The sequence below is a fragment of the Micromonospora parastrephiae genome (assembly GCF_016802865.1).
In the GTDB taxonomy this organism is placed as follows: domain Bacteria; phylum Actinomycetota; class Actinomycetes; order Mycobacteriales; family Micromonosporaceae; genus Micromonospora; species Micromonospora parastrephiae.
In genome coordinates, this window is the sequence record NZ_JAEVHM010000011.1 from 1 (window position 1) to 25,601 (window position 25,601).

The 25,601-nt window shown below is 72.1% G+C and carries 23 protein-coding genes and 1 pseudogene; 13 read left to right on the plus strand and 11 right to left on the minus strand.

Annotation, left to right across the window (positions count from 1 at the left end):
- From JNW91_RS04470 to JNW91_RS04485, 4 genes are all read right to left on the minus strand, one after another.
- Window positions 1-965: AAA family ATPase (locus JNW91_RS04470; RefSeq protein WP_203173672.1), on the minus strand; the 965-nt coding region annotated here is incomplete at its 3' end.
- Window positions 965-2,113 (minus strand): exonuclease SbcCD subunit D, encoded by a 1,149-nt coding sequence (locus JNW91_RS04475; RefSeq protein WP_151492217.1) that lies wholly within the window; start codon window positions 2,111-2,113, stop codon window positions 965-967. The genes JNW91_RS04470 and JNW91_RS04475, both read right to left, overlap by 1 nt.
- 18 nt (window positions 2,114-2,131) lie before the next feature.
- A complete protein-coding gene (locus JNW91_RS04480; protein WP_203173673.1) occupies window positions 2,132-3,883 on the minus strand; it encodes an ATP-binding protein in 1,752 nt (583 codons plus the stop codon).
- Between the two features lie 148 nt (window positions 3,884-4,031).
- Window positions 4,032-4,778 carry a pyrimidine reductase family protein gene (locus tag JNW91_RS04485; protein WP_203173674.1) on the minus strand — a complete coding sequence of 249 codons (747 nt, stop codon included), beginning with the start codon at window positions 4,776-4,778 and terminating at the stop codon, window positions 4,032-4,034.
- 150 nt (window positions 4,779-4,928) lie between these two features.
- Between JNW91_RS04485 and JNW91_RS04490 the strand changes: the two genes are divergently transcribed.
- The 6 genes from JNW91_RS04490 (at window position 4,929) to JNW91_RS04515 (ending at window position 11,624) form a co-directional block, all read left to right on the plus strand.
- The gene (locus JNW91_RS04490) at window positions 4,929-5,483 is read left to right on the plus strand and encodes a plasmid pRiA4b ORF-3 family protein (RefSeq protein ID WP_203173675.1); all 555 of its coding nucleotides are present in this window, start codon (window positions 4,929-4,931) and stop codon (window positions 5,481-5,483) included.
- A gap of 266 nt (window positions 5,484-5,749) precedes the next feature.
- Window positions 5,750-7,057, plus strand: coding sequence for an ABC transporter substrate-binding protein (locus JNW91_RS04495; RefSeq protein ID WP_203173676.1), 1,308 nt, complete (start codon window positions 5,750-5,752; stop codon window positions 7,055-7,057).
- A gap of 114 nt (window positions 7,058-7,171) precedes the next feature.
- Window positions 7,172-8,158, plus strand: a complete 987-nt coding sequence (locus JNW91_RS04500) for a carbohydrate ABC transporter permease (protein ID WP_203173677.1) — start codon at window positions 7,172-7,174, stop codon at window positions 8,156-8,158.
- 13 nt (window positions 8,159-8,171) lie between these two features.
- Window positions 8,172-9,074: a carbohydrate ABC transporter permease gene (locus tag JNW91_RS04505; protein WP_238424348.1), complete on the plus strand. Its 903-nt coding sequence runs from the start codon at window positions 8,172-8,174 to the stop codon at window positions 9,072-9,074.
- Window positions 9,071-10,495, plus strand: coding sequence for a GH1 family beta-glucosidase (locus JNW91_RS04510; RefSeq protein ID WP_203173678.1), 1,425 nt, complete (start codon window positions 9,071-9,073; stop codon window positions 10,493-10,495). The genes JNW91_RS04505 and JNW91_RS04510 overlap by 4 nt, the downstream gene beginning before the upstream one ends.
- An 82-nt stretch (window positions 10,496-10,577) precedes the next feature.
- Complete coding sequence (locus JNW91_RS04515) at window positions 10,578-11,624, plus strand: LacI family DNA-binding transcriptional regulator (RefSeq protein ID WP_203173679.1); 1,047 nt, start codon at window positions 10,578-10,580, stop codon at window positions 11,622-11,624.
- A gap of 9 nt (window positions 11,625-11,633) precedes the next feature.
- Here the strand turns inward: JNW91_RS04515 and JNW91_RS04520 are convergent, their stop codons facing one another.
- Both JNW91_RS04520 and JNW91_RS04525 read right to left on the minus strand, forming a co-directional pair.
- Window positions 11,634-12,842, minus strand: coding sequence for an acyl-CoA dehydrogenase family protein (locus JNW91_RS04520; RefSeq protein ID WP_203173680.1), 1,209 nt, complete (start codon window positions 12,840-12,842; stop codon window positions 11,634-11,636).
- Complete coding sequence (locus JNW91_RS04525; protein WP_203173681.1) at window positions 12,842-13,912, minus strand: phosphotransferase family protein; 1,071 nt, start codon at window positions 13,910-13,912, stop codon at window positions 12,842-12,844. The genes JNW91_RS04520 and JNW91_RS04525 overlap by 1 nt, the downstream gene beginning before the upstream one ends.
- 145 nt (window positions 13,913-14,057) lie before the next feature.
- Between JNW91_RS04525 and JNW91_RS04530 the strand changes: the two genes are divergently transcribed.
- From JNW91_RS04530 to JNW91_RS31825, 3 genes are read left to right on the plus strand one after another with little or no spacing between them, the layout of a single operon-like run.
- The gene (locus JNW91_RS04530; RefSeq protein WP_203173682.1) at window positions 14,058-14,756 is read left to right on the plus strand and encodes an ACT domain-containing protein; all 699 of its coding nucleotides are present in this window, start codon (window positions 14,058-14,060) and stop codon (window positions 14,754-14,756) included.
- A complete protein-coding gene (locus JNW91_RS31820; RefSeq protein ID WP_238424349.1) occupies window positions 14,753-15,472 on the plus strand; it encodes an ACT domain-containing protein in 720 nt (239 codons plus the stop codon). The genes JNW91_RS04530 and JNW91_RS31820 overlap by 4 nt, the downstream gene beginning before the upstream one ends.
- A 2-nt stretch (window positions 15,473-15,474) precedes the next feature.
- Window positions 15,475-15,822: a GNAT family N-acetyltransferase gene (locus JNW91_RS31825; protein ID WP_238424350.1), complete on the plus strand. Its 348-nt coding sequence runs from the start codon at window positions 15,475-15,477 to the stop codon at window positions 15,820-15,822.
- Window positions 15,823-15,864: 42 nt separating this feature from the next.
- Here the strand turns inward: JNW91_RS31825 and JNW91_RS04540 are convergent, their stop codons facing one another.
- Both JNW91_RS04540 and JNW91_RS04545 read right to left on the minus strand, forming a co-directional pair.
- Window positions 15,865-16,263: a VOC family protein gene (locus tag JNW91_RS04540; RefSeq protein ID WP_238424351.1), complete on the minus strand. Its 399-nt coding sequence runs from the start codon at window positions 16,261-16,263 to the stop codon at window positions 15,865-15,867.
- A 58-nt stretch (window positions 16,264-16,321) separates the two neighbouring features.
- Complete coding sequence (locus tag JNW91_RS04545) at window positions 16,322-17,887, minus strand: aldehyde dehydrogenase family protein (RefSeq protein WP_203173683.1); 1,566 nt, start codon at window positions 17,885-17,887, stop codon at window positions 16,322-16,324.
- 388 nt (window positions 17,888-18,275) lie between these two features.
- Between JNW91_RS04545 and JNW91_RS33310 the strand changes: the two are divergent.
- Window positions 18,276-21,174, plus strand: a pseudogene (locus JNW91_RS33310) (glycoside hydrolase family 9 protein).
- A gap of 102 nt (window positions 21,175-21,276) precedes the next feature.
- Window positions 21,277-21,804, plus strand: coding sequence for a DUF488 domain-containing protein (locus tag JNW91_RS04555; protein WP_203173684.1), 528 nt, complete (start codon window positions 21,277-21,279; stop codon window positions 21,802-21,804).
- A gap of 24 nt (window positions 21,805-21,828) precedes the next feature.
- On the opposite strand, the gene JNW91_RS04560 is transcribed toward JNW91_RS04555, so the two are convergent.
- Genes JNW91_RS04560 through bioB form a run of 3 tightly spaced genes read right to left on the minus strand, consistent with a single transcriptional unit; the run spans window position 21,829 to window position 23,532 of the window.
- On the minus strand, window positions 21,829-22,335 hold the full coding sequence (locus tag JNW91_RS04560; RefSeq protein WP_203173685.1) for a GNAT family N-acetyltransferase: 507 nt from the start codon (window positions 22,333-22,335) through the stop codon (window positions 21,829-21,831).
- Between the two features lie 4 nt (window positions 22,336-22,339).
- On the minus strand, window positions 22,340-22,531 hold the full coding sequence (bsaP, locus tag JNW91_RS04565) for a biotin synthase auxiliary protein BsaP (RefSeq protein WP_203173686.1): 192 nt from the start codon (window positions 22,529-22,531) through the stop codon (window positions 22,340-22,342).
- Between the two features lie 5 nt (window positions 22,532-22,536).
- Complete coding sequence (gene bioB, locus JNW91_RS04570) at window positions 22,537-23,532, minus strand: biotin synthase BioB (protein WP_203173687.1); 996 nt, start codon at window positions 23,530-23,532, stop codon at window positions 22,537-22,539.
- A 152-nt stretch (window positions 23,533-23,684) separates the two neighbouring features.
- On the opposite strand from bioB, the gene JNW91_RS04575 reads away from it, so the two are divergent.
- Window positions 23,685-24,851, plus strand: a complete 1,167-nt coding sequence (locus JNW91_RS04575) for an 8-amino-7-oxononanoate synthase (protein WP_203173718.1) — start codon at window positions 23,685-23,687, stop codon at window positions 24,849-24,851.
- A 17-nt stretch (window positions 24,852-24,868) separates the two neighbouring features.
- Window positions 24,869-25,573: a dethiobiotin synthase gene (bioD, locus tag JNW91_RS04580; RefSeq protein WP_203173719.1), complete on the plus strand. Its 705-nt coding sequence runs from the start codon at window positions 24,869-24,871 to the stop codon at window positions 25,571-25,573.
- Window positions 25,574-25,601 lie beyond the last annotated feature (28 nt).

Consider the following 25,601-nt stretch of genomic DNA (forward strand, 5'->3'; position numbering starts at 1 on the left):
GTCCCCGCGCCGGACAGCTCGCCGCGCAGCTTCTCCTCGCGCTCCTCGGCCAACGAGACGGCCGTGGCCGCCGCCTCGGCCTCGGCCCGCGCCGCCGTCACCGCGAGCGCCACCTCGGCCACCCCGCCCGGCGCCCGCACACCGGACAGCACGGTCAGCTCGTCGTCCAGGGCGGTCAGCGCCGCCGCCGCCTCCCGCGCGGCGGTCCGGGCCGCCGCCAACTCCGGCACCGCGGCGGTCACCGCGGCGGACAGCTCGACCATCCGGTCGACCCGGGCGTCCGCGTCGGCCAGCGCCTCGTCGTCCACGCCGGTCAGCCCGGCGAGCACCTGGTCGACCGCTTCGAGGCGGGCCTCCGCCTGCGCCGCGCGTGCCGTCGCCCGCTTCTGCACGTCCTCGTAGACGCCCAGGCCGAGCAGGTTGACCAGGATCTGCTGCCGGGTCGCCGGCTTGGCGTGCAGGAAATCGGCGAACTGCCCCTGCGGCAGCACCACACAGCTGGTGAACTGCTCGTACGGCAGCCCCACCGCCTCCAGCACCGCCTGCTCCATCTCGGCGGGAGTGCCGGCCACCACCTCACCGAGATCGTCCGGGCTCAACCCGGTGTCCAGTTTGGTCACGTCGAAACCGGCCGGCATCAGCTGCAACCCGGCGTTCGCGGTCTTCACGTTGCCCCGACCGTCGCGGCGGACCACCCGGGTCGCCACGTACCGGGCGCCGCCGGACTCGAAGACCAGCCGCACCCGGGCCTCGGCCGCCGACGGCGCGAGCGCGTTCGCCAACCCCCGGGCGCCACCCCAGCGGGGCACGGTGCCGTAGAGGGCGAAACAGATGGCGTCCAACACGGTGGACTTGCCCGAACCGGTCGGGCCGATCAGGGCGAAGAAGTCGGCGTCGGTGAAGTCGACGGTGGTCTCGTCCCGGAAGACCGTGAACCCCGCCATGTCCAGCCGCATCGGGCGCATCAGTGATCGACCTCCTCGAAGAGCTCGTCGAAGAGTTCCCGGACACCCTCGTCGGCGTGGCCCCGGCTGTCCAGGTAGTCGGCGAACAACTCCCGCGGCGACCGGCCCGACCGCTGCGCGATGCGCGCCCCGCTGCCCGACGCGGCCAGCAGCTCCGGGTCGATCCGGATCTCCAGCGCCCGGGGGAGCAGCTCCTGGACCTCCTCGCGCAGGCCGGCGCGGGGCTGCTCCCGCACGTACACCCGCAGCCAGGCGTCCGGCGCCTCGATCTCGGCGAGCTGGGCCAGGGTGCCCCGCACCGTCCGCAGCGCGCTCGCCGCGGTCACCGGCACCTCCCGCACCCGCGCGGCGGTGCTGGCCGTCACCTCGACCATCGTCACCGACGGGACGTTTTCCTGCTCGCCGAAGTCGACCGCCAACGGGCTGCCGCTGTAGCGCACCGGGCAGGGACCCTCGACGCGCTGAGCCCGGTGCAGGTGGCCCAGCGCCACGTAGTGCGCGGTCGCCGGGAAGACCGTGGCCGGCACGGCGTAACCGAGCACCGTGTGCGCGTCGCGTTCACCGCCGCCGGTGGCCGCGCCGGTCACCGTCAGGTGCGCGGTGACCAGGTGCACCCGGTCCGGTTCGGTGAAACCCTCGGTGAGTCGCCCCAACACCCGGCCCAGGTGGTCGGCGTACGTCTGGTTGGTCTCCGCGGCGGTCAGCTCGTACATCTCCAGCGCGCGCACCGCGTACCGCTGGGACAGAAAGGGCAGCGCGGCCAACCGCCACCGCTCGCCGCCCGCCGTGGTGCCGTCGATGACGTGCTCGTCCGGGTTTTCCCGCACCCCGCCGCGCAGCGTGATGCCGGCGGCGTCGGCCCACGGACGCAGCGCGTCCAGCGCCGGGCCGTTGTCGTGGTTGCCGCCGATCGCCACCACGTCCGCGCCGGTGCGGCGCAGCGCCGTCAACGCCCGGGTGACCAGCCGGGTCGCCTCCGAGGTGGGCGCGGCCGTGTCGTAGAGGTCGCCGGCGACGATCACCAGATCAGGTTGCTCGGCACGGGCGATGTCGATCACCCCGGCCAGCACGGCCTTGTGTTCCTCGGCCCGGGACTGCCCCTTGAGCACCTTGCCCACGTGCCAGTCGGAGGTGTGCAGGATCTTCATGGCTGCGCTGGCCCCTAGCTAGAACGGGATGTCGTCGTCGGTGCCGCCGCCGGAGCCCACCACGGCGAACGGGTCGGCGGACTGGGTGATCGAACGCAGCGTCTCCGAAGGCGCCCGGCCCGCCTCGGAGACCCGGGTCGCCCAGGCCGGGAACGGGAACTCCAGGCAGAGCGGCACCGGGATGTCCGGCTGGTTGACGAACATCGTGCCCGGCTTGGCCAGCAACGCCCGCTGCCGCTGCGCCGGTGGGAGGAAGCCGTACTCCGGTCGGGAGGCCTCGGCCGGGTCGAGCCGGCCGACCACCCGGATCGCCGAGTTGGTGACGATGCGCCGCTCCACCTCGCTCGCCGTCTGCTGGGCGCCGATCAGGATCACCCCGAGTGACCGACCACGCTCGGCGATGTCCAGCAGAACCTCCTTGATCGGCGAGGAGCCCTCCCGGGGGGCGTACTTGTTGAGCTCGTCGAGAACGACGAAGAGCAGCGGCTTGGCGGTGCCGGACTTCTCCTTGCGCTCGAACTCGCTCTTCAGCGTCACACCGACCACGAACCGCTGGGCGCGGTCCGGCAGGTTGTGCAGATCGACCACGGTCACCTGCGCGGACTCGCTCGTGTTGATCGAGTGCGGGCGGCGGGTGGCCAGGTCGCCGCGGATCAGCCGGGCGAGGTCCTTCTTGCTGCCGATCAACCGGCGGGCGAACGCGTTGACGGTGCCCAGACCGACCGCGCTGCCCGCCCAGTCGGAGCGCGTCTCGTCGTCGTTGAGCTGGTCGACGATGTGGTCGACCAGGTCGCCGTACGAGCCGAGCCGGACCCCGTCGATGCTCACCCCGCCGTCCGCCGGCTGGGCGTAGCGGGCCAGGTGCGCGGTGACCGAGTGGACGACCATCGTGTACTGCTGGCGCTCGTCGTCGGCGTCGGCGAAGACGTACGGCAGCAGCCGGTCGGCGCAGAACTCGCTCAACGTCCAGTAGAAGGAGTCCACCCCGGTGAGCCGGCTGCTCACGTCCGGTGTGCCGGCGGCGTCACCGACCCGGGGCGGGGCGTACACCCGCACGTCGGGGAACGCGCCGGCGGTCAACCCGAGCTTCGCGTACGCCGCGCGGGTCGGCTCGTCGAGGCGGGTGTTGGGGTGGTCGAGGAACAGCAGGTCCTCACCCTTGACGTTGAAGATCAGCGCCTTGGCGTTGACCGCGTCGCCGCCCAGCACCCCCGAGCGGAACACCGAGTAGAGCAGGAAGGTGGCGAAGCTGGTCTTGGTGGCCACACCGGAGATGCCGGAGATGGAGACGTGCGCGCCCCGGCTGCCGTCGAGGAAGTCGGCGTTGAGGTAGACCGGCACCCCGTCACGACCCATGCCCATCGGGATGCGCCGCTCCATCCGGTCGAAGTGCAGCGCCCGCGCCCGGGCGTCGCCCTCGGCCCGGTGCACCACGGCGCCCGGGGTCGGCGGCACGTAGAACTCCGGATCGACCCGGGTCGTCGTCACCTCGGCCGCCTCCTGCACCTGCGCGGGCAGCGTGCCGTCGGCGATGGCGAACACGTCCGAGTCGAACTGGGCGCCCTCGTGCCGGGCCCGGACCTGGGTGACCACGCCGGCGATCGTCACCGGCTCGCGGTCGGGCAGCTCCCGCCGGGTCACCACCACGTCGTCGAGCTGGAGGTAACTGCCCGGCGCCACGGCCGTCCAGAACTGCAACGGGGTGGCGTCGGCGGTGCCCAGCACCCGGCCGACCGGCTCGCCGGGGCCGTCGAGGCCGGCGTCGGTCATCGGGCGACTCGGGTCGGTCGGGCATCACGGTCGGCGCGCATGCCCTGCATCCTGCCCGAGGAGTACGACAGGTCGCCACGCGACGCGGCGGACGACACCATGCGCCGTCACACTCACGACGCTTGGTGTGTGACAGGGCGACGGCCCGTCACGGGCGGGCGTGGCGGAGCAGGAGAACGCCGTCGTCGGCGGCGAGCACATGCCCCAGCGGCAGGTGTCGGGGCGGGGCGGAGTCGCCGGCGGTGATCCGCCCGGGGCCCGGCCCGGCGAGCAGTGGTGCGACGGTGAGGCACAGCTCGTCCACCAGGTCCGCGGCGGTGAGCGCGCCGAGCAGGTGGGGGCCGCCCTCGCAGAGCAGTTGGGTCAGCCCGCGGCGGTGCAGCTCGGCGAGACCGGCGGCCAGATCGACCCGGTCGCCGCCGCAGCGCAGCAGGTCGGCGACGTCGCTCAGGCCGGGCGGCGGGTCGGCGTCGGCGTGGGTGAGCACGATCGGCCGGACCGGCGCGTCGGCGAAGGCGGCCTGCGCCGGATCCAGGTCGAGTGAGCCGGAGACGACCACCAGCGTCGGGTACTCGGCCAGTCCGTGCGCACGACGCCAGGCGCGACGGCGTTCGTCGAGCCGGACCGCTCGGTAACCCTCGTGGCGCAGCGTGCCGGCGGCCACCACCAGGGCGTCGCAGAGCATCCGCAGCAGGCCGAAGACCCGCTTGTCCGGCTCACCCGACAGCCCGGCGGAGTACGAGTCCACGGTGACCGCGCCGTCCAGGCTGGCCACGAAGTTGACTCGCAGCCGGGGCCGGTCCGCGCGACGGTAGAGGTGGGTCAGCGTGGCGTCGTCGAGAGGCTGGGTCGACGGCTCGGGCCAGAGCCTTCGAATCGGGATCCCGACCGTCATTCGGTGGCCGGACCGGTGACCGGAGGGGTCGGCCGGGCGGTACGGTGCTGGCAGTCGCACCAGTTCCGGCCCGGGCAGTCGCCGTGCCGCCGGGCCCGGCATGCTCGGCAGATCATGCTGGCAGCCTAAGCCGCGGGAGGACAGGACAGCATGCCGCGTCAGATCTTCCAGCTGAAGATGTCCCTCGCCGGCGTCCGTCCGCCGGTGTGGCGTCGGGTACTCGTACCGGCCGGCTACACGCTGGACCGACTGCACCGGGTCGTGCAGCACGCGATGGGCTGGCGGGACTGCCACCTGCACTCGTTCGAGATCGACGCCGTGCAGTACGGCGAGCCCGACCCGGACGGGGAGCTCGCGCTGGACGACGAGCTGGACGTGCGGCTGGACGCGGTGCTCGGCAAGGGCAGCCGGTTCTCCTACACGTACGACTTCGGTGACTGGTGGGAGCACGACCTGGTCGTCGAGGACGCGCTGACCGCGGACCCGGACGAGCGGTATCCGATCTGCCTGGACGGTGAGCGGGCCTGCCCGCCGGAGGGCATCGGCGGGCCGTCGGGCTATCGCGCGCTGCTGGTCGCGCTCGACGATCCGGCCGCGCCTGCCGACCCGCGATACGCCCTGCTGCGCGACTGGGCCGGGGTCACCTACGACCCGTCCCGCTTCGACCTCGACCGCACGACCACGCTGCTGCGCCGCTTCTGCTGACCCCCGGCGCGGTCGGCCCAGCGCCGCCTGATCGGCGCGAGTGTCGGTCCGAAACAGGGCGGTAACGATCTGGGAACGCTCCCAGTGGTCTATTGACACCCCAGGGGTGCGCCGGCAATCTCATGGGAGCGCTCCCGGGGGAGTGGCGGACATCTCCTCACGGCTCCCCCCCCGCGATGCCACGGCCATCGGCCCGGCGACAGCAGGGCGTTGCAGCAACCCCCGCCACACACGACACCAAGCCTCACCACTTGAGAGGGGTCAGGATGAGCGTCACCTCACGTCGCCGCTTTGCGGCGATCGCGCTCGCGTCCGTCGCCGTGCTCGCCTCGGCGACCGCCTGCGGCGACGACTCGTCGTCCGGATCGGACGGCGGAAAGGTCAACCTCGTCGTCGACGTCTTCGGCGACCAGGGCTTCGGGTACGAGGAGCTCTACAAGCAGTACGAGTCGGAGCACCCGAACGTCAAGATCCAGGAGCGCGGCAAGGGCCTGGGCCTGGGCGACTACAACACCCGGCTGACGCAGCAGATCACCGCGGGCGCCGGCGCCGGCGACGTCGTCGCCCTCGAAGAGGGCACCATCGTGCAGTTCTTCGCGCAGGCCGACAAGTTCGTGAACCTGGCCGACCACGGCGCCAACGACCTGAAGGGCAACTTCCTGCCCTGGAAGTGGGAGGGTGGCCTCACGCCGGACGGCAAGGTGCTCGGCCTCGGCACCGACGTCGGCGGCATGGCCGTCTGCTACCGCAGCGACCTGTTCAAGGCCGCCGGCCTGCCGACCGACCGCGAGCAGGTTGGCGCCCTCTGGCCGACCTGGGACGAGTTCATCGCCCAGGGGCAGAAGTTCGTCGCCGCCGACAAGAAGCACAAGTTCGTCGACTCGGCCACGAACTTCTACAACATCGTGCTGATGCAGAAGGCCGGCGAGGGCACCGGCTACACCTACTTCGACAAGAGCAACAAGCTCACCGTCGGAGAGAACCCGGACGTGCGGGCCGCATTCGAGCTGACCACCAAGATGACCGCCGCCGGTCTGTCGAACAACCTCAAGAGCTTCTCCAACGAGTGGAACGCCGGCTTCAAGAACGGCAGCTTCGCCACCATCGGCTGCCCGGCGTGGATGACCGGTGTCATCAAGGGGCAGGCCGGTGACGCGGCCACCGGCAAGTGGGACGTGGCCAAGGCGCCTGGCAACGGCGGCAACTGGGGCGGTTCGTGGCTGGCTGTGCCGAAGTCCAGCAAGCACCAGAAGGAGGCCGCGGAGCTGGCCAAGTTCCTGACCAGCGCCAAGAGCCAGACCGAGGCGTTCAAGAAGGTCGGTAACCTGCCCTCGTCGCCGCAGGCCCTCGAGGACCCGGCCGTGCTCGCCGCGACCAACGACTACTTCAGCGGGGCACCGATCGGCAAGATCTTCGCCGCCGGCGCCAAGGAGCTGAAGCCGGTCTACCTCGGGCCGAAGAACCAGGCGGTCCGCGACGCGGTCGAGAACGCGCTGCGCAGCGTCGAGCAGGGCAAGGCCGCCGACGCGGCCTGGCAGGACGCGGTGAAGAACGGCGAGGCAGCAGGCAAGTAACCGGCTGTCGACGCGCTCACGGGTGTGCCGGACTCCTCCGGCACCACCCGTCAACCCGCGTCGGAACGCCTTGCCGCGGCGCCCGACGGCGCCGCCGAGTGTGAAGGACCGCCCATGAGCTCACTGAAGACCCCCGCGCCGCCGGCCGCGCCGGCCCCCCGGCAGCGTCCCTCTCCGCGGCACTCCCCAGCACGCGGCCGGCTGCTGAACCGGCTGGACCTGCGCCTGACCCCGTACGTCTTCGTCCTGCCGTTCTTCGTGCTCTTCGCGATCTTCGGCATCTACCCGATCTTCTACACGTTCTGGATCGCGATGACCGACCGGTCACCGCTGAACTCCACGATCAGCTTCGTCGGCCTGGACAACTTCGTCGAGCTGCTCACGAACGACCCGCAGTTCTGGAACGCGGTGCTGAACACCTTCGGGATGTTCGTGCTGTCCACCGTTCCGCAGCTGATCATCGCCCTGCTGCTGGCCAACGCCCTGAACCGGCGCATCCGCGGGCAGATGTTCTTCCGACTGGCCATCGCGATGCCGATCATCACCTCGACCGCCGTGGTGGCGCTCATCTTCTCGATGATCTACGCCCGGGAGTTCGGCCTGGTGAACTGGCTGCTCGACCTGGTCGGCCTCGGCCCCATCGACTGGCGCGCCAACCGGTTCGCCTCCTGGTTCGCCATCTCCACGATGGTCGACTGGCGGTGGGTGGGCTACAACGCGCTGATCTACCTCGCGGCGATGCAGTCGATCAGCAAGGACATGTACGAGGCCGCCGCCATCGACGGCGCCTCCCGGCGCCGGCAGTTCTGGTCGATCACCATTCCCCAGCTGCGTCCCACCATCATCTTCACGCTGATCATCTCGACCATCGGCGGTTTGCAGCTCTTCACCGAGCCGCTCATGTTCACCAGCGGCTCGGGCGCGCTCTCCGGTGGCTCGGAGGGGCAGTTCCAGACGATCACGATGTACCTGCTGGACGTGATGAACCAGCGGTTCCGGTGGGGGTACGCGGGCGCCGTCGCCCTGGTGCTGTTCCTGCTGATCGCGTCCGTCTCGTTCCTCAACTACCTGCTGGCCCGCCGAATCAGCTCCGACAAGTGAGGGTGGCGCACCCATGACCATGACCACTCTGCGACCACCGGCGGCGCTGCCGCCGGCCGGGCGTACCGGCATCCGCCACCAGGCGGAGAAGCTCTGGACGGCCAGCCCCCTGACCTGGTTCGGGCTCGTCCTCGGCGTGATCCTGTCGCTCTTCCCGTTCTACTGGATGATCGTCATCGCCTCGCGGACGAGCGACGCGGCCAACTCCTGGCCACCGCCGTTCCTGCCCGGCGGCAAGCTGGGTGAGAACATCCAGCGGGTGCTCGACAACGGCGACGCGAACATCGTCAAGGGTCTCCTGAACTCGTTCCTGGTGTCCGGCACGATCACGGTGGCGACCGTCTTCTTCGGCTCGCTCGCCGGGTTCGCGTTCGCGAAGCTGAAGTTCCGGGGCAAGAACGCGCTGCTGCTCGTCATACTCGCCTCGATGATGGTTCCCATCCAGCTCGGCGTGCTGCCGTTGTACATCCTGATGGCCAAGCTGGAATGGCTGAACACCATGCCGTCGGTGACCGTGCCGTTCCTGATCGGCGGTTTCGGCATCTTCATGATGCGCCAGTACGCCGAACAGGCCGTGCCCAACGAACTGATCGAGGCGGCCCGGGTCGACGGCTGCTCCACCTGGCGCATCTACTGGCACGTGGTGGTGCCGGCGCTGCGACCCGCGGCGGCGGTGCTCGGTCTGCTCACCTTCATGGAGCAGTGGAACCAGTTCTTCTGGCCCTTCGTAGTGCTGGCCGACCCGGCCAACCCGACCGTGCAGATCTCGCTGCGCAGCCTGAACACCGCATATTTCGCGGACAATTCCCAGATCTTCGCGGGTACGTTGATCGCGACCCTTCCCCTCTTTGTCATATTCGTTCTGTTCGGCCGCCAGATCATTGGCGGGATCATGGAAGGTGCCGTCAAGTCGTGAGCAACCCCGCCAGCCCGCCCGCCGTCGGTGTCCTCGACGACCGGCCCGGGTTGACCTTTCCGCCCGGCTTCCTGTGGGGTGCCGCGACCGCCGCGTACCAGATCGAGGGGGCGGCGGCCGAGGACGGCCGTACCCCGTCGATCTGGGACACCTTCAGCCACACCGACGGTCGGGTCGTCGCCGGGCACACCGGCGACGTGGCCTGCGACCACTACCACCGGCTCGGCGACGACGTCGCGCTGATGGCCGAGCTGGGCCTCAAGTCGTACCGTTTCTCGGTCTCCTGGTCGCGGGTGCAGCCCGGCGGCATTGGTGCGGCCAACCAGCGCGGCCTGGACTTCTACCGCCGGCTGGTCGACGAGCTGTTGGTTAACGGCATCGAGCCGTGGCTGACCCTCTACCACTGGGACCTGCCCCAGCCGCTGGAGGACGCGGGCGGCTGGCCGGCCCGCGACACCGCGGCGCGTTTCGCCGACTACACGACGCTGGTCGCCGACGCGCTCGGCGACCGGGTGCGCTACTGGACCACGCTGAACGAGCCCTGGTGTTCGGCGTTCCTCGGCTACGGCTCCGGCGTGCACGCGCCAGGCCGCACCGACGGCGCGGACGCGGTCCGTGCCGGGCACCACCTGATGCTCGGCCACGGTCTGGCCGTGCAGGCGTTGCGGGCCATCCGGCCGGACGCCGAGGTGGGTGTGACGGTCAACCTCTACCCGGTCGACCCGGCCACCGACGCTCCCGCCGACGTGGACGCGGCCCGGCGGATCGACGGGTTGGCCAACCGCTTCTTCCTCGACCCGCTGCTGCGGGGGTCGTACCCGCAGGACCTGGTGAGCGACCTGCGCACGGTCACCGACTTCGACCACGTGCACGACGGTGACCTGGCGACCATCGCCACGCCGCTGGACATGGTCGGCGTCAACTACTACAGCCGGCACGTCGTCGCCGCGTCGGCCGAGGGCGTCGAGGCCGACCCGGCCCCGTCGTGCTGGCCGGGCAGCGAGGACGTCCGGTTCGTCACCCGGGGCGTCCCGGTCACCGACATGGGCTGGGAGATCGACGCTCCCGGCCTGTCGGAGACGCTGCGGCGGGTGCACGACGACTACACCGACCTGCCGCTGTACGTCACCGAGAACGGCTCCGCGTTCGTGGACACGGTGGTCGACGGGCAGGTCGACGACGTCGACCGGCTGGCCTTCTTCGACGCCCACCTGCGCGCCGCGCACGAGGCTATCGACGCGGGGGTGCCCCTGCGGGGCTACTTCGCCTGGTCGTTGATGGATAATTTCGAGTGGGCCTGGGGTTACACCAAGCGGTTCGGCATGATCCATGTCGACTACGACAGCCAGGTTCGTATCCCCAAGTCCAGCGCCAGGTGGTACGCCTCGGTGATCCGACGCAACGGTCTGGCCGCACAATAGGCTCGGGCCAGCCATCAGGGCGGTCCTGGTGTCCACCTCCCGTCGGTGGCACCGGGTCCGCCCGCCGTCGGAGGAGCAGACGATGACAACGCAGCGCACCCGGTCGCTCGGGCGCCCGACCCTCGACGCGGTCGCGGCGCGCGCCGGCGTGGGCCGGGGCACGGTCTCCCGCGTCGTCAACGGCTCGCCCCAGGTCAGCCCGGAGGCCCGGGCCGCGGTCCAACAGGCCATCGCCGAACTGGGGTACGTGCCGAACCGTGCCGCCCGTGCGCTGGTCACCCAGCGGACCGATTCCGTCGCGCTGGTGGTGTCCGAATCGGGCGACCGGGTCTTCACCGAGCCGTTCTTCGCCGCGATCGTGCGGGGGATCAGTTCCGGGCTGCTGGAGACGCCGATGCAGCTCTGGCTGGCCATGGCCCAGTCGCCGGTGGAGCGGGAGCGGGTCGAGCACCACCTCACCAATCAGCACGTCGACGGCGTCCTGCTGCTGTCGCTGCACGACTCCGACCCGCTGCCCACCCTGCTGGAGGAACGCGGTCTGCCCGCCGTGCTCGGCGGCCGGCCGGCCCGGATGCTGCAACCCGGCGCCCAGCCGGCCTGGTTCGTCGACGTGGACAACGTTGGCGGGGCCCGGCAGGCCGTGGAATACCTGACGGGGCAGGGGCGGCGCCGGATCGCCACCATCGCCGGCACCCAGGACATGGGCGTCGGCCTGGCGCGGTTGGCCGGCTACACCGAGGCCGTCAAGGCCACCGGGGCCGGCGTCAACCCCGACCTGATCGCGTACGGCGATTTCAGCGAGGGCAGTGGCGCGAGCGCCATGCGCCGGCTCCTGGACGCCTGCCCGGACCTGGACGCGGTGTTCGTCGCGTCCGACCTGATGGCGTTCGGCGCGCTGCGTACGCTGCGCGAGGCGGGTCGGCGGGTGCCCGAAGACGTCGCGGTGATCGGCTTCGACGACGCGCCGGTCGCCCGGCAGGCGGACCCGCCGTTGACCACGGTCTTCCAGCCGGTGGAGGAGATGGGCCGGCAGATGGCCCGCCTGCTGGTGGCCCGCATCCGCGGCGAGGACATCCCCGCCCCCCACCTCCTGCTGGACACCCAGCTGGTCTACCGCGCCTCCGCCTGACGGGCGGGGTCAGGCCCAGCGGCGGAGTTCTCGCTTGGCGAGGGAGTTGCGGTGGACCTCGTCGGGGCCGTCGGCGAGGCGCAGGGTGCGGGTCTGTGCCCAGAGGGCGGCCAGCGGGGTGTCCTGGCTGACGCCGGCGCCGCCGTACCCCTGGATGGCCTTGTCGATCACCCACTCCGCCATCGCCGGCGTGCCGATCTTGATGGCCTGGATCTCGGTGTGCGCGCCCTTGTTGCCGACGGTGTCCATCAGCCAGGCCGTCTTGAGCACCAGCAGCCGGGCCTGCTCGATGCGCACCCGGGACTCGGCGATCCACTCCCGGACCACGCCCTGCTCGGCGAGCGGCCGGCCGAACGCGACCCGCCCGAGCGCCCGCTTGCAGAGCAGCTCCAATGCCCGCTCAGCCATTCCGATCAATCGCATGCAGTGGTGGATCCGGCCCGGACCCAGCCGGGCCTGGGCGATGGCGAAGCCGCCGCCCTCGGCGCCGATCAGGTTCTCCGCCGGCACCCGCACGTCGGTGAAGTCGATCTCGGCGTGCCCGCCGTGCGACCCGTCCGTGTAGCCGAAGACGGTCATGCCCCGACGGACGTTCACCCCGGGGGTGTCCCGGGGCACCAGGACCATGCTCTGCTGGCGGTGCCGGTCGGCGTCCGGGTCGGTCTTGCCCATCACGATGAAGATCTCGCAGCGCGGGTCCATGGCCCCGGACGACCACCACTTGCGTCCGTTGATGACGTACTCGTCGCCGTCGCGGGTGATCCGGGTGGCGATGTTCGTGGCGTCGGAGGACGCGACGTCCGGCTCGGTCATGCAGAACGCGGAGCGGATCTGGCCCTCCAGCAGCGGCAGGAGCCAGCGTTCCCGCTGCGCGTCCGAACCGAACTCGGCCAGCAACTCCATGTTGCCGGTGTCCGGTGCCGCGCAGTTGACGGCCTCCGGCGCCAGGTGCGGGCTGCGCCCGGTCAGCTCCGCGAGGGGGGCGTACTGCAGGTTGGTCAGGCCGGCGCCGTAACGCGGGTCGGGCAGGAAGAGGTTCCACAGGCCGCGCTTGCGGGCCTCGGCCTTCAGCTCGGCCAGCACCGGGGTACGCGACCAGGGGTCGCCGGCGGCGACCTGCTCGGCGTGCACCTGCTCGGCCGGGTAGACGTGCTCGGTCAGGAACCGGGTCAGCTCGTCGCGCAGCTCCTCGGTCCGGGTGTCGTACGAGAAGTCCATCACCGCTCCCTGGCGGCGGTCAGCCCGTGCGCGACCAGCGGTGCCACCATGTCGCCGATCCGGTCGAAACCCGCACCGAGGGTCTGCCCCAGGGTGTGGCGGTAGTGGATGCCCTCGCAGATGACCGCGAGCTTGAAACAGCCGAGCGCCACGTGCCAGTGCAGCGGCCCGACGTCGACGTCGCTGCGCCCGGCGTACCTGTCGATCAGTTCGGCGCCGGTGGGGAAGCCGGCCCGTGGGCCGAGGCCGTCGGCGACCGGGTTGCCGGCGGCCGTCTCGCTGCCACCGAGCACGTCCCAGTACGTCAGGAGCAGTCCCAGGTCGGCGAGGGGATCGCCGAGGGTGGCCATCTCCCAGTCGAGCACCGCGTGCACGGCCACCGGGTCGGCCGAGGCGAGGAGATTGTCCAGCCGGTAGTCGCCGTGCACGATCCGGCCGGCGTTCGCACCCTCCGGCGCGGTCGCGGCGAGCACGTCGCGCAGCTCGTCGATGCCGGGCAGCGGGCGGCTGCGCGAGAGGTCGAGCTGCCCGGCCCAGCGGCGTACCTGCCGGGCGAGGTAGCCCTCGGGGCGGCCGAAGTCGCTCAGCCCGACCGCGGCCGGATCGACGGTGTGCAGCGCGGCGAGGGTGTCCATCATCGCCGTGGCGAGGGCCCGACGACGCTCGTCGCCCAGCGGGTCGGTCTGCGCGCGGGTGCGGAACACCTCTCCGGGTACGCGTTCCATCAGGTAGAACGGGGCGCCGATCACCTCCGGGTCGGTGCAGAGCAGCAGCGCGTCCGGGACCGGCACCTCGGTCGGCGCCAGGGCCGAGATGACCCGGAACTCGCGGGCCATGTCGTGCGCGGTCGCCAGCACGTGCCCCAGCGGCGGCCGGCGCAGTACGACCTCCCGGTCGCCGAGACGCAGCAGGTAGGTGAGGTTGGACTTGCCGCCGGCGATCAGCTCGGCCCGCAGCGGCCCGGCGGCCAGCTCGGGTCGGTGCCGTGCCAGGTGGTCGGCGAGCCGGGCCAGGTCCAGTCCGGCCGGGGCTGCTCCGGGCCGGAGCGCGTCGACGGCCGGATCAGTCATCCGACTAGTTGATGGCAGCCCGCTCACCTTGTCAAGGTCAGATTTTCCCGTCGGGACATGCCTTCGCAACAGGGACGAAATGGTCAACGGCCAGGCTGTGACCAGCCTGCCGGCCGTCGCCGGCCCGCCGAGCGGAGGGACAGACATGTTGCTGCGAGTTCGGGTCACCCTGCCGGACCGTCCGGGCACCCTCGGCCAGGTGGCCCGCACGCTGGGCGTGTCCGGCGCGGACATCGTCCAGGTGGTGGTCCTGGAGCGGCTCGGCGGGCGTGCGGTGGACGACTTCACGGTGGTCTGGCCGGGTGCCGCCCGGGTCGAGCGGCTACTGGCCGGTCTCGCGGCGATCCCCGGTGTGCGGGTGGACGGCGTGTGGCGGGCGATCGGCGCGCCCACCACCACCGGCCAGGACGCGGAGTTGCTGGCCCAGGTCGCGGCGAACCCGGCCGACGGGCTGGCCACCCTGGTCGACGCGGTACCCGGGCTGCTGGCGGCCGACTGGGCCGTCGCCGCGGTGGTTCCGGTGGACTGGGCGGCACGGACCGGGGGTGGCGGAGCCACCGTCGGGCACGCCAGCTGGCGCGCTCCCGTACCGCCGCGGTTGCCGGAGGTGACCCCGCTGCGCGGCCGGGCGACGACCGCCACCGACGGCACCCACCACGCGATAGCGCCGTTCGGCCGGGCCGGCCTGGTGCTGGTGGTGGCCCGCGACCACAGCGAGACGCTCTGTGCCGCCGGTTTCCACAGCACCGAGGTGGACCGGCTCAGCCAGCTCGTCCGGGCCAGCGCGGTGATCCTCGGTGACCGACTGGACCTGGTCGGCGCGCCCCCGGTGAGCCAACCATGACGTTGTGGCGGATCCGAGCGACGGTGGACGACCGGCCCGGTTACCTGTCGGTCCTCACGGCGAGCCTGGCGCTGCGCGGGGTCAACATCCTCACCGTGCAGGTGCAGCCGACCGAGCAGGGCGCGGTGGACGACTTTCTGGTCGACGCGCCGGACGCGCTCGACGAGGCCGACCTGATCGCGGCCGTCGAGCGGGGTCGCGGGCGGGACTGCTGGGTGGCGCGCAGCGAGGCGCGCGGCCTGGCCGACCAGCCCACCCGGGTGCTCGGGTTGGCCAACCGGCTGGTGCGTGACCCGGACGCAACGGGCGAGGCGCTGCGTACGCTGCTCGGTGCCGACTCGGTCAGCTGGCGACCGGCGTCGACCGGCGTCGAGAGGGGCATCACCGGCACCACCATGGCGCTGGCCGACCGGCGGGCGGCTCGTTCGCGCTGCGCCGGGCGGCGCCCGCCTTCACCCCGGCGGAGTACGCCCGCGCGCAGGCTCTGGTCGAGCTGGCCGCCACCGTGGCGCGCCGGGCCGCCGAACAGGTCACCCTGGTGCTGCCCGAGGGCGCCGAGGTGGCCGTGCGGCCGGCGTGCGCGGACGACCTGTCGAGTGTTCTGGAGCTGCACGAGCGGTGCTCCCCGCGTAGCCGGCACCGGCGGTATCTGGGCGGGGCGGCGTTGCCACAGCCGGCCCGGCTGCGTCGACTGCTGGAGCCGAGCCGCGGGTTGACGATGGTTGCCACGACCAGCGACGGTGCGGCGGAGTCGGTGGTGGCGATGGCGAACCTGCTCGGCGAGGGCGACGAAGCCGAGGTGGCGCTGCTCGTGCGCGACGACTGGCAGCGACGTGGGCTCGGCTCGGCGTTGCTGCGCCGGCTGGCCCGGCACGCCGACCAGGCCGGGTACGCGGCGCTGCTGCTGCACGTCCAGGCCGAGAACACCCCGATGCTGCGTACGGTGCGTCGGCTGGACCGGCCCGGCTCGGCTGATCGCGATGGTGCCCTGCTCACTCTCACCCTCCCGCTCGTCGCTCCGCGTCCGGTCGAGGCGGCGAGCACCTTCCTGTCGTCCGGCGCGTAGGAAGGGCCACCGGGGCTCGGTCGAGAACGGTCCGTGGACCCCTCAGCTCGCGGAGGGTTTGCGGTGGCCCGACACGCAGAACCGGTTGCCCTCGGGGTCGGCGAGCACCACGTACGGCGGCTCGGTCGGATGCGGGTCGGTGGGATAGTGCTGCCACCGCACCCGCTGGGCGCCGAGGGCCAGCAGACGGTCGATCTCCTCGTCCAGCGGGCGCTCACCGGCGTCCAGGTCCAGGTGCAGCCGCGGGAACTCCTGCACCGGGCTCTCGCTGAGGTCCATGGCGATCGCCGTGCCCGGTGCCCCGGGCGGCGGCTCCAGCACGATCCACTCGTCGTTGTCGAAGCGGGGCGGCCGGCGGCGGTAGCCGAGGGCGGCGGCCCAAAAGGCTCCCGCTCGTTCCGCATCGGACACGCCCAGGGAGAGCTGCGCGATCATCGCCATTGATCGACCGTACGCCGCCGTCCCCGTCGCGGTGGCGGGGACCGGCCCGGGATGTCGGTCAGGTGGCGGGGTAGCTGTTGTAGTCGGGGAAGTTGCCGTAGAGCCGGCCGTCGCCGCCGACGGTGACGGCCTGCACCAACAGGTCGCCGCCGACGAACGCGCCCTTCCACGAGGCGCCCCGACCGCCGAACGGCTCGTCGCGGTCACCCCGCGAGCGTGGCTTGTTGATACCCACCTTGAACGCCTGCAGATCCGTCGCGAGCTTGCCGGCCAGCTCCTCGTCGTCGCAGGCCAGGGACGCGACCAGCGCGCCGTTGGAGGCGTTCATCGCGGCCAGCAGCTCGTCGGTGGTGTCCACCACGACGATCGTGTCGACCGGCCCGAACGGCTCGGCGTGCATCAGTCGGGACCGGCCGGGCGGGGCGAGCAGCACCGACGGCGCCACGTACGCCGAGGTGTCCTGGCCGGGCAGAAACGGCGCCCCGGTCAGTTTGCCCCGGTGCAGGGGCACCGCGCCGCCACGGACCGCCTCGTCGACCTTGCGGCGTAGCTCGTCGGCCTTGGCGGCGCTGATCAGCGGCCCGAAGTCCAGTTCGGGCAGTGGGTCGCCGGCGGTCCAGTTCTCGTCGACGGCGAGCGGGTGACCGAAGCGGACCGAGCGTACGACGGGCAGGTACATGTCGAGGAACTCGTCGACCAGGTCGCGTTGCACCACGAACCGGGGGTACGCGGTGCAGCGCTGCTTGCCGTACTCGAAGCCCTTCCTGAGGTGCGTGGCGAGCAGGTCCCACTGGGAGAAGTTCCAGATGCCCCAGGCGTTGAGGCCCTCCTGCTCGATGAAGTGCCGCTTGTCGCTGTCGAGCAGCGCGGCGGCCACCTTGCCGCCGTTGGAGCGTCCGCCGACGAACGCCACCGCGCCGATCTCGGGTGCCCGGACCAGCACTTCGGACAGTTCCTCGCCGCCGCCGGAGACGAGGGTGGCGGGCAGGCCGGCGCGGCGCATCAGCGCGTGCGCGACGGTCAGGCAGACCGCGCCGCCCTGGGAGGGGGTCTTGGCGATGACCGCGTTGCCGGCGAGCAGCTGAACCAGTTCGGCGTGCACCAGAACGCTCATCGGGTAGTTCCACGAGGCGATGTTGCTGACCGGGCCGGGCAGCGGCTCGCGGCCGTCGGCGAGCATCCGGTCGATCTCGCCGACGTACCAGCGGACACCGTCGAGCGCGCGGTCCACGTCGGCGCAGGCCAGCCGCCAGGGCTTGCCGATCTCCCAGACGAGCAGTAGCGCGAGCAGGTCACGGTGGGCGGTGAGGGCGTCCAGCGCGTCGGCGACCCGGGCCTTGCGTTCGGCGAGCGGGGTCCGCGCCCAGGCCCGGTGCGCGGCGGTGGCGTGCGTGACGGCAGAGCGGGCGGTGTCGGCGTCGAGCCGGGGCAGGTTGATCACGACGCTGTTGTCCACCGGGGTGCGGACCGGCGCGGGGCGGCCGACGGCCAGCCATTCGCCTTCGACCAGGTTGTGCAGGGTGGTGACGCCGTCCACGTCGGCGCCGAACGCCTCCGGTGTGGCGGCCACCGCGCGGGCGAGGACCTCGGACCAGGCGGTGCCCTCGGCGAGTCGTAGTGCCATCGCGTTCTCCTCAGGGTCGGCCGGGGAGCGGCGGCGTCGATGGCACCGCTGGTGATCGGTACTGTCTCGCGCGGAGTAGCGGGTCAGCAACAGTACGTTTATCTGGTTGGACGCTGTTCGCTCCGTTGTGCCCGGCGGCCTGTCCGGTGGTGTGGAGCCGAGCTGCGGACATCCGTCGATGCAATCGAAGAGAGTCGATGATGTGAGGTAGCTCGGGTTGCGGGCTTCCCAAGCGACTGCGGGCGCATTACATTGTCGAATATCCATGGGAGCGCTTCCATGCCTGCCCCTGGTCACACCGCCACCCCACCGTCGCCGGTGGCCGCGCCGCTCCCACGCCGTCCCGCGTCGGTGCGACCACCGGCGGCGCCTCCGACAGGAGCTCGCCATGCGTCATCCCACCCGGCCGGTTCCCGGCCAACCCGGCCGGTCGCCGGTCGCCGACCAGCCCTGGCCGCGGCGAATGCTGACCGCCGGCATCGCCCTGCTCACCGGACTGTCCCTCGCGGTCGCCGCCCCGGTGGCCGGGACCGCGTCCGCCGCGCCGGCGACCTTCAACTACGCCGAGGCGTTGCAGAAGTCGCTGCTCTTCTACGAGGCGCAGCAGTCCGGTCGCCTGCCCGACTGGAACCGGGTCTCGTGGCGCGGGGACAGCGCGCTCACCGACGGCGCCGACGCGGGGCTGGACCTCACCGGCGGCTGGTACGACGCGGGCGACCACGTCAAGTTCGGCTTCCCGATGGCGTTCAGCGCCACCATGCTCGCCTGGGGCGCGGTGGAGTACCGCAGCGGCTACGCCACCTCCGGGCAACTGCCGCACCTGCTGAACAACCTGCGCTTCGTCAACGACTACTTCATCAAGGCGCACCCGTCGGCCAACGTTCTCTATGGACAGGTCGGCAAGGGCGACGACGACCACAAGTGGTGGGGCCCGGCCGAGGTGATGCCGATGGCGCGGCCCGCGTACAAGATCGATGCGAGCTGTGGCGGCGCGGACCTGGCGGGGGAGACGGCGGCCGCGATGGCCGCCTCATCGATGGTGTTCCGGCCCACCGACGCGGCCTACGCCGACCGGCTGCTCGGGCACGCGCGGCAGCTCTACACGTTCGCCGACACGGTGCGGAAGTCCTACCACGAGTGCATCACCGACGCGACGAGCTTCTACCGCTCGTGGAGCGGCTGGCAGGACGAGCTGGTCTGGGCCGCGATCTGGCTGCACCGGGCCACCGGCGAGGCCAGCTACCTGGCCAAGGCCGAGAGTGAGTACGACAAGCTCGGCACCGAAAACCAGTCCACCACTCGCTCCTACAAGTGGACGATTGCCTGGGACAACAAGCAGTTCGGCGCGTACGTGCTGCTGGCCAACCTGACCGGCAAGCAGAAGTACGTCGACGACGCAACCGTTGGCTGGACTACTGGACCGTCGGCGTGAACGGGCAGCGGGTGCCGTACTCGCCGGGCGGGATGGCGGTGCTCGACTCCTGGGGCGCGCTGCGCTACGCGGCCAACACCTCCTTCGCGGCGCTGGTCTACAGCGACAAGACCACCGACACCACCCGCAAGGCTCGCTACCACGACTTCGCCGTCCGGCAGATCAACTACGCGCTCGGCGACAACCCGCGCAACTCCAGCTACGTCATCGGGTTCGGCGCCAACTCGCCGCGCAACCCGCACCACCGCACCGCGCACGGCTCCTGGTGGGACAGCCAGACCGTGCCCGTCGAGACCCGGCACACCCTCTACGGCGCGCTGGTCGGCGGCCCGTCCTCGGCCAACGACGCGTACAGCGACAGCCGGTCGGACTACGTGATGAACGAGGTGGCCACCGACTACAACGCCGGCTTCACCTCCGCGCTGGTTCGGCTGACCTCCGAGTACGGCGGCACGCCGCTGGCGAACTTCCCGGTCGCCGAGAAGCCGGACATCGACGAGCTGACCGTGGAGACCACTGTGACCCAGGCCGAGCCGCGGGCCACCGGGCTCAAGGTGATGGTGTACAACAAGTCGGCGTTCCCGGCCCGGGCGCTCACCGACGGGAAGTTCCGGTACTACTTCCGGCCCGACGGCACCGGCCCGGTGCAGGTCACCGCCGGCTACACCCAGGGCTGCCCGTCCCCGACCACCGCCAAGCAGTTCAGCGGCGACATCTGGTACGTCGAGGTGGACTGCACCGGGTACACCATCGCCCCGGCCGGCCAGTCGCAGCACCGGATGGAGGTCCAGTTCAAGATCGGCGTGCCGGAGGGCGGCACCTGGGACCCGACAAACGACCCGTCGTACCAGGCCACCGCCGGGCCGAACCGGAAGGTGCCGCTCTACTCCGGCGGCACCCGGGTCTGGGGCGACGAGCCGGGCCCGGTCGTCCCGGACAGCACCGCGCCGACCGTCCCGGGCACCCCGGTGGCATCCGCCCTCGGCCCCCGCACTGTCACCCTGACCTGGGCGCCGTCCACCGACAGCGGCGGCAGCGGCCTCGCCGGTTACGACGTCCACGAGTTCATGGTCGGCAACGACGTGGTGGCGATCAGCCGGGTCACCGAGAACTCGATCACCGTCAGCACGCTGCTGCCCGAGCGGACGTACGAGTACAGGATCGTGGCCCGCGACGGCGCGGGCAACACCTCGGCCGCCTCGCCAAAGCTCACCGTCACCACGCCGCCGGCCGGCACCGCTGACACCACCGCGCCGAGCACGCCCGGCACGCCGGTCGCCTCGGCGTCACCGCCACCGGGCTCACCCTGGCCTGGACGCCGTCCACCGACAACGTCGGCGTCACCGGCTACCGGGTCTACCGGGAGGCCGGCGCCACCGACGCGCTGGTGGGCTCGCCGACCGGCACCACCCAGGCGGTGACCGGGCTGACCGCGTCCACGGCGTACCAGTTCTACGTGGTGGCCGTGGACGCGGCCGGGAACACCTCAGCGGCGTCCGCGCCGGTCGCGGTGACCACCACGGCCCCGCCGGTCGGCGGCACCTGCTCGGTGGGGTACGCCAGCACCGACTGGAGCGCCGGCTTCACCGCCACGGTGACGATCACCAACACCGGCACCACCGCGATCAACGGCTGGACCCTGCGGTTCAGCTTCCCCGGCGGGCAGACCGTCGGTCAGGGCTGGTCGGCGGCGGTCAGCCAGACCGGGGCGGCGGTCACCGCCACGAACCTGTCCTACAACGGCACACTCGCGCCGGGCGCGTCGGTGAGCTTCGGCTTCAACGGCAACCACAGCGGCGCCAACCCGAAACCCACCGCCTTCACCGTCAACAACACCGCCTGCACGCTGGCCTGACCGGGACCGTGGACAGTTGCCGTCCCCCGTGGACGGCAACTGTCCAAAATCTCACCACCCGGGCCTGGGATAAGCCGCCGGGATTCTGGGCATGCCAGCCTCGTGGGGGAGTTGCTGACCGTCGGGCACGGCACAGCCGACCGGGTGCGGCTGGGAGAGCAGCTGACCGAGGCCGGGGTGTCCCTGGTGGTGGACGTGCGGCGGTACCCGGCCAGCCGTACCACCCCGGACGTCCGGCGGGAGGAGCTTGAGCGGTGGCTGCCCGAGCGGGGGATCGACTACCGCTGGGAGCCGCGCCTCGGCGGACGCCGGCACATCCCCGCCGGGGAGCCGGAGCCGGACACCTGGTGGACGGTCGCGGCGTTCCGGGCGTACGCCAGGTACACCCGCACGCCGGACTTCGACGTGGCGCTGGCCGAGGTGCTGGCGGAAGCGGCCCGGCGGACGACCGCGGTCATGTGCAGTGAGAGCCTCTGGTGGCGCTGCCACCGCCGGCTGATCGCCGACGTCGCGGTGCTCGGTCACGAGACGCCGGTGGCGCACCTCCTACCGGGCGGGCGGCTCAGTCCGCACCAGCCCGCCGAGGGCGCCCGCCGACTCCCGGACGGGCACCTGTGCTGGGACGGCTGAGGCGCACGGCCGTCGCCAGCCGGCTCACTCCGTGAGATCGTCGGCGAGCAGGTCCATCAGCAGGGCGTCGTGCCAGCGGCCGTCCTCGCCGCGCTCGTAGCGCCGCATGACGCCCACCGGACGAAAACCCGCCTTGGCGTACGCGCGGATGGCTGCGCTGTTCGCCGCCGCCGGGTCCACGGTGAACCGGTGGTGGCCGTACTCGTCGATGAGATGCCGGGCCAGGGTGCGGATGGCGTCTCCGCCCAGGCCCTCGCCGCGTACCGCCGGATCGAGGAAGATGTCCAGGCTGGCGTGCCGGTAGTCCGGATCGGATTCGGCGTACCACTGGATCGCGCCCACCATCCGGCCGTCGTGCTCGATGGCGTACAGGGTCAGGTCGTCGTCGCCGAGGTCGGCACGGACCGAGTCGGCCAGGTCGTCGCCGCCCCGCCACCAGCGGCGTACCTCCGGGTCCGCCCGGATCGCCGCGAGGGCCGGCACGTCCGCGACCGTCGCCGGTCGCAGTGTCACCGCCCGTCCCCGCAGCACCGGCTCAGCCCTCGATCTCGCCGTGCTCGACGCAGACCGCCGACCAGCCGACCGGCAGCACCTGCACCTTCATCCGGCGGCGGCACCGGTGGCAGTACCGGGGCGGCTCCAACTGGCGGGCCGACGCGCAGCCCGGGTGGGCGCCGTCGGTCGCCGGCTCACCGCACCGGTCGCACCACAGTTCAGTCGTCGTCATGGTCGTCACAGCGTGGCGGAGAGGGCCTTGACCGGCATCTTCAGCTCGTCCAGCAGGTCCAGATCGGCGGTCGCCGGCCGACCCAGCGTGGTGAGGTAGTTGCCGACGATCACCGCGTTGATGCCGCCGAGCAGACCGTCGCGGGTGCCCAGGTCACCGAGGGTGATCTCCCGGCCGCCCGCGTACCGGAGGATGGTGCGCGGCATGGCCAGCCGGAACGCGGCGATGGCGCGCAGCGCGTCCTTGCCCTCCACCACCGGCCGGTCGCCCAGCGGCGTGCCGGGGCGCGGGTTGAGGAAGTTCAGCGGCACCTCGTGCGGATTCAGTTCGGCGAGCTGCGCGGCGAACTCCGCCCGCTGCTCGACGGTCTCGCCGAGGCCGAGGATTCCGCCGCAGCACACCTCCATGCCGGAGTCGCGGACCATTCGCAGCGTCTCCCAGCGCTCCTCCCACGAGTGCGTGGTGACCACGTTGGGGAAGTACGACCGGCAGGTCTCCAGGTTGTGGTTGTAGCGGTGCACGCCCATGTCGACCAGGTCGTCGACCTGCTCCTGGGAGAGCATGCCCAGCGACGCGGCGACCTGGATGTCGACCTCGGCCTTGATGGCGGCGACGCCCTCGCGCATCTGCTTCATCAGCCGCGCGTCCGGCCCGCGCACCGCGGCCACGATGCAGAACTCGGTCGCCCCGGTCTTCGCGGTCTGCTTCGCCGCCTCGACCAGCGACGGGATGTCCAACCAGACCGAGCGCACCGGAGAGGTGAACAGCCCGGACTGGGAGCAGAAGTGGCAATCCTCCGGGCAGCCGCCGGTCTTCAGCGAGACGATCCCCTCGACCTCGACCTCCGGGCCGCACCAGCGCATCCGCACGTCGTGGGCGAGTTGAAGGGCGGCGGGCAGGTGCTCGTCGGGCAGGTTGAGCACGGCGAGGACGCCGGCCTGGTCAAGGCCGACACCGTCACCCAGGACCTGGGTCCGGGCCTGGTCGAGGATCTCTGGCATGGCTCGTACCCTACAAGGCCCCCCGATCAGCCGGAATGACCCGCTGTCGGTGGGCCCTCGCACCGAGTGGATCCGTCGGGCCGGTGGCGGCGGGTGGTAATTTCCCCCGGCGGGTCGGCGTGACCGGCACGGACAGCGGCGAAGGGGTGACGGTGGCGGACTGGCTGGCGGCGCTCGACCGCCGCGCGGAGTTGCGGGCGAAGGCCGGGCTGACCCGGCGGCTGCACCCGCGTCCGGCCGACGACGGAATGACCGACCTGGCCGGCAACGACTACCTCGGCCTGGCCACCCACCCGGAGGTCACCGCCGCCGCCGCGGCGGCCCTGTCGGCCTACGGGCTGGGCGCCACCGGGTCGCGGCTGGTGCGCGGCTCGACCGACGCGCACCAGGCGCTGGAGGACGAGCTGGCGCGGTGGCTGGGCACCGACGGGTCGCTCGTCTTCTCCTCCGGGTACCTGGCCAACCTGGGCGCGCTGCGGGCCCTCGTCCGGCCCCGCACGCTGCTCGTCTCCGACGCGCACAACCACGCGTCCCTGATCGACGGCTGCCGGATCTCCGGCGCGGAGACCGTGGTCACCGCGCATGCCGATGTGGCGGCGGTCGCGGCCGCGCTCGCGGCGGCCCCGGGCCGTCCGGCTGTGGTGGTGACCGAGTCGATCTTCTCGGTCGACGGTGACCTCGCCCCGTTGACCCGACTGCACGCGGTGGCCCGCCGTCACGGTGCCCTGCTGCTGGTCGACGACGCGCACGGGCTCGGCGTGACCGGTCCGGCCGGCGCCGGTGCGGTCGCCGCCGCCGGCCTGGCCGGCGAGCCGGACGTGGTGATCACCGCCACCCTGTCCAAGGCGCTGGGTGGCGCGGGGGGAGTGGTCGCGGGCCCGGCCGAGCTCGTGCGGCATCTGGTCGAGACCGGCCGGACGTTCATCTTCGACACCGCGCTGCCGCCGGCGGTGGCCGCCGGGGTGCATGCCGCGCTGCGGCTGAGCCGGGCCGGTGACGGCCTGCGCGACGAACTGGCCGAGCGGGTCGCGCTGGCGGTCGGTCGGCTGCGCGCGGCCGGGTTGGTCGTGTCCGCGCCGGACGCGGCGGTGATCTCGGTGACCGCACCCGGGCCGGAGGCGGCGACCGCCTGGGCCGCCGCCTGCCGGGACCGGGGCGTCGCGGTGGGCTGTTTCCGGCCGCCGTCCACGCCGGACAGCCGTTCCCGGCTGCGGCTGACCGTCAGCGCCGGGGTGCCCCGGGCGGACTTCGAGCGGGCAGTGGACGTCGTCGTGGAGTGTGCGCCCGTGCCGGCGAGGGATACCGAGGTGGTCGCGTGAGCGCCTGGCAGGGGCCGGTGCTGGTCACCGGGACCGACACCGAGGTCGGCAAGACCGTGGTGACCGCGGCGATCGCGGCGGCCGCGCAGGCCGCCGGTCTGCGGGTGGCCGTGGTCAAACCCGGCCAGACCGGTACGGCCGGCGGTGAGCCGGGCGACGTGGACGCCGTGAACCGGCTGGCCGCCCCGTTGACCGGCCGCACGCTGGCCAGTTACCCGGATCCGTTGGCGCCGCTGGCCGCCGCCCGGGTGGCCGACCTTCCGCCGCTGGAGTTGTACACGGCGGTGGACGCCGTCCGCGACGAGACCGACAAGCACGACCTGGTGCTGGTCGAGGGCGCCGGTGGGCTGCTGGTGCCGATGGGGCTGCGTCCGTCGGGCGAGCCGTGGACGATGGCCGACCTGGCGGTGTCGCTCGGCGCGCCCGCGGTGGTGGTCGCCCGCGCCGGCCTGGGCACCCTCAACCACACCGCGTTGACCCTGGAGGCGCTGGACCGTCGGGCGGTGCCGGCGGGTGTGGTGATCGGCGCGTGGCCGGCCACGCCGGAACTGGTGCACTGGACGAACCTCACCGACCTGGTGCCGAACCTGCTCGGCGCGGTGCCCGACGGCGCCGGCGCGATGGACCCGGGCGTGTTCCGGCGGTCGGCGCCGGGCTGGCTCACCCCGGCTCTGCACGGGGTGCTCGACGACTGGCGGACGTGGGCCGAGGAGAGCGGCTGAACACCTGACTTTCGTCGGTGTCCGACCA

Excerpts from the sequence above, each read along its gene's own strand:
- JNW91_RS04475 (WP_151492217.1), bottom strand. The coding sequence starts at position 2,113 with ATGAAGATCCTGCACACCTCCGACTGGCACGTGGGCAAGGTGCTCAAG.
- JNW91_RS04480 (WP_203173673.1), bottom strand. The coding sequence starts at position 3,883 with ATGACCGACGCCGGCCTCGACGGCCCCGGCGAGCCGGTCGGCCGGGTG.
- JNW91_RS04485 (WP_203173674.1), bottom strand. The coding sequence starts at position 4,778 with ATGACGGTCGGGATCCCGATTCGAAGGCTCTGGCCCGAGCCGTCGACC.
- JNW91_RS04490 (WP_203173675.1), top strand. The coding sequence starts at position 4,929 with ATGCCGCGTCAGATCTTCCAGCTGAAGATGTCCCTCGCCGGCGTCCGT.
- JNW91_RS04495 (WP_203173676.1), top strand. The coding sequence starts at position 5,750 with ATGAGCGTCACCTCACGTCGCCGCTTTGCGGCGATCGCGCTCGCGTCC.
- JNW91_RS04500 (WP_203173677.1), top strand. The coding sequence starts at position 7,172 with ATGAGCTCACTGAAGACCCCCGCGCCGCCGGCCGCGCCGGCCCCCCGG.
- JNW91_RS04505 (WP_238424348.1), top strand. The coding sequence starts at position 8,172 with ATGACCATGACCACTCTGCGACCACCGGCGGCGCTGCCGCCGGCCGGG.
- JNW91_RS04515 (WP_203173679.1), top strand. The coding sequence starts at position 10,578 with ATGACAACGCAGCGCACCCGGTCGCTCGGGCGCCCGACCCTCGACGCG.
- JNW91_RS04520 (WP_203173680.1), bottom strand. The coding sequence starts at position 12,842 with ATGGACTTCTCGTACGACACCCGGACCGAGGAGCTGCGCGACGAGCTG.
- JNW91_RS04525 (WP_203173681.1), bottom strand. The coding sequence starts at position 13,912 with ATGACTGATCCGGCCGTCGACGCGCTCCGGCCCGGAGCAGCCCCGGCC.
- JNW91_RS04530 (WP_203173682.1), top strand. The coding sequence starts at position 14,058 with ATGTTGCTGCGAGTTCGGGTCACCCTGCCGGACCGTCCGGGCACCCTC.
- JNW91_RS31820 (WP_238424349.1), top strand. The coding sequence starts at position 14,753 with ATGACGTTGTGGCGGATCCGAGCGACGGTGGACGACCGGCCCGGTTAC.
- JNW91_RS31825 (WP_238424350.1), top strand. The coding sequence starts at position 15,475 with ATGGTTGCCACGACCAGCGACGGTGCGGCGGAGTCGGTGGTGGCGATG.
- JNW91_RS04540 (WP_238424351.1), bottom strand. The coding sequence starts at position 16,263 with ATGGCGATGATCGCGCAGCTCTCCCTGGGCGTGTCCGATGCGGAACGA.
- JNW91_RS04545 (WP_203173683.1), bottom strand. The coding sequence starts at position 17,887 with ATGGCACTACGACTCGCCGAGGGCACCGCCTGGTCCGAGGTCCTCGCC.
- bsaP (WP_203173686.1), bottom strand. The coding sequence starts at position 22,531 with ATGACGACGACTGAACTGTGGTGCGACCGGTGCGGTGAGCCGGCGACC.
- bioB (WP_203173687.1), bottom strand. The coding sequence starts at position 23,532 with ATGCCAGAGATCCTCGACCAGGCCCGGACCCAGGTCCTGGGTGACGGT.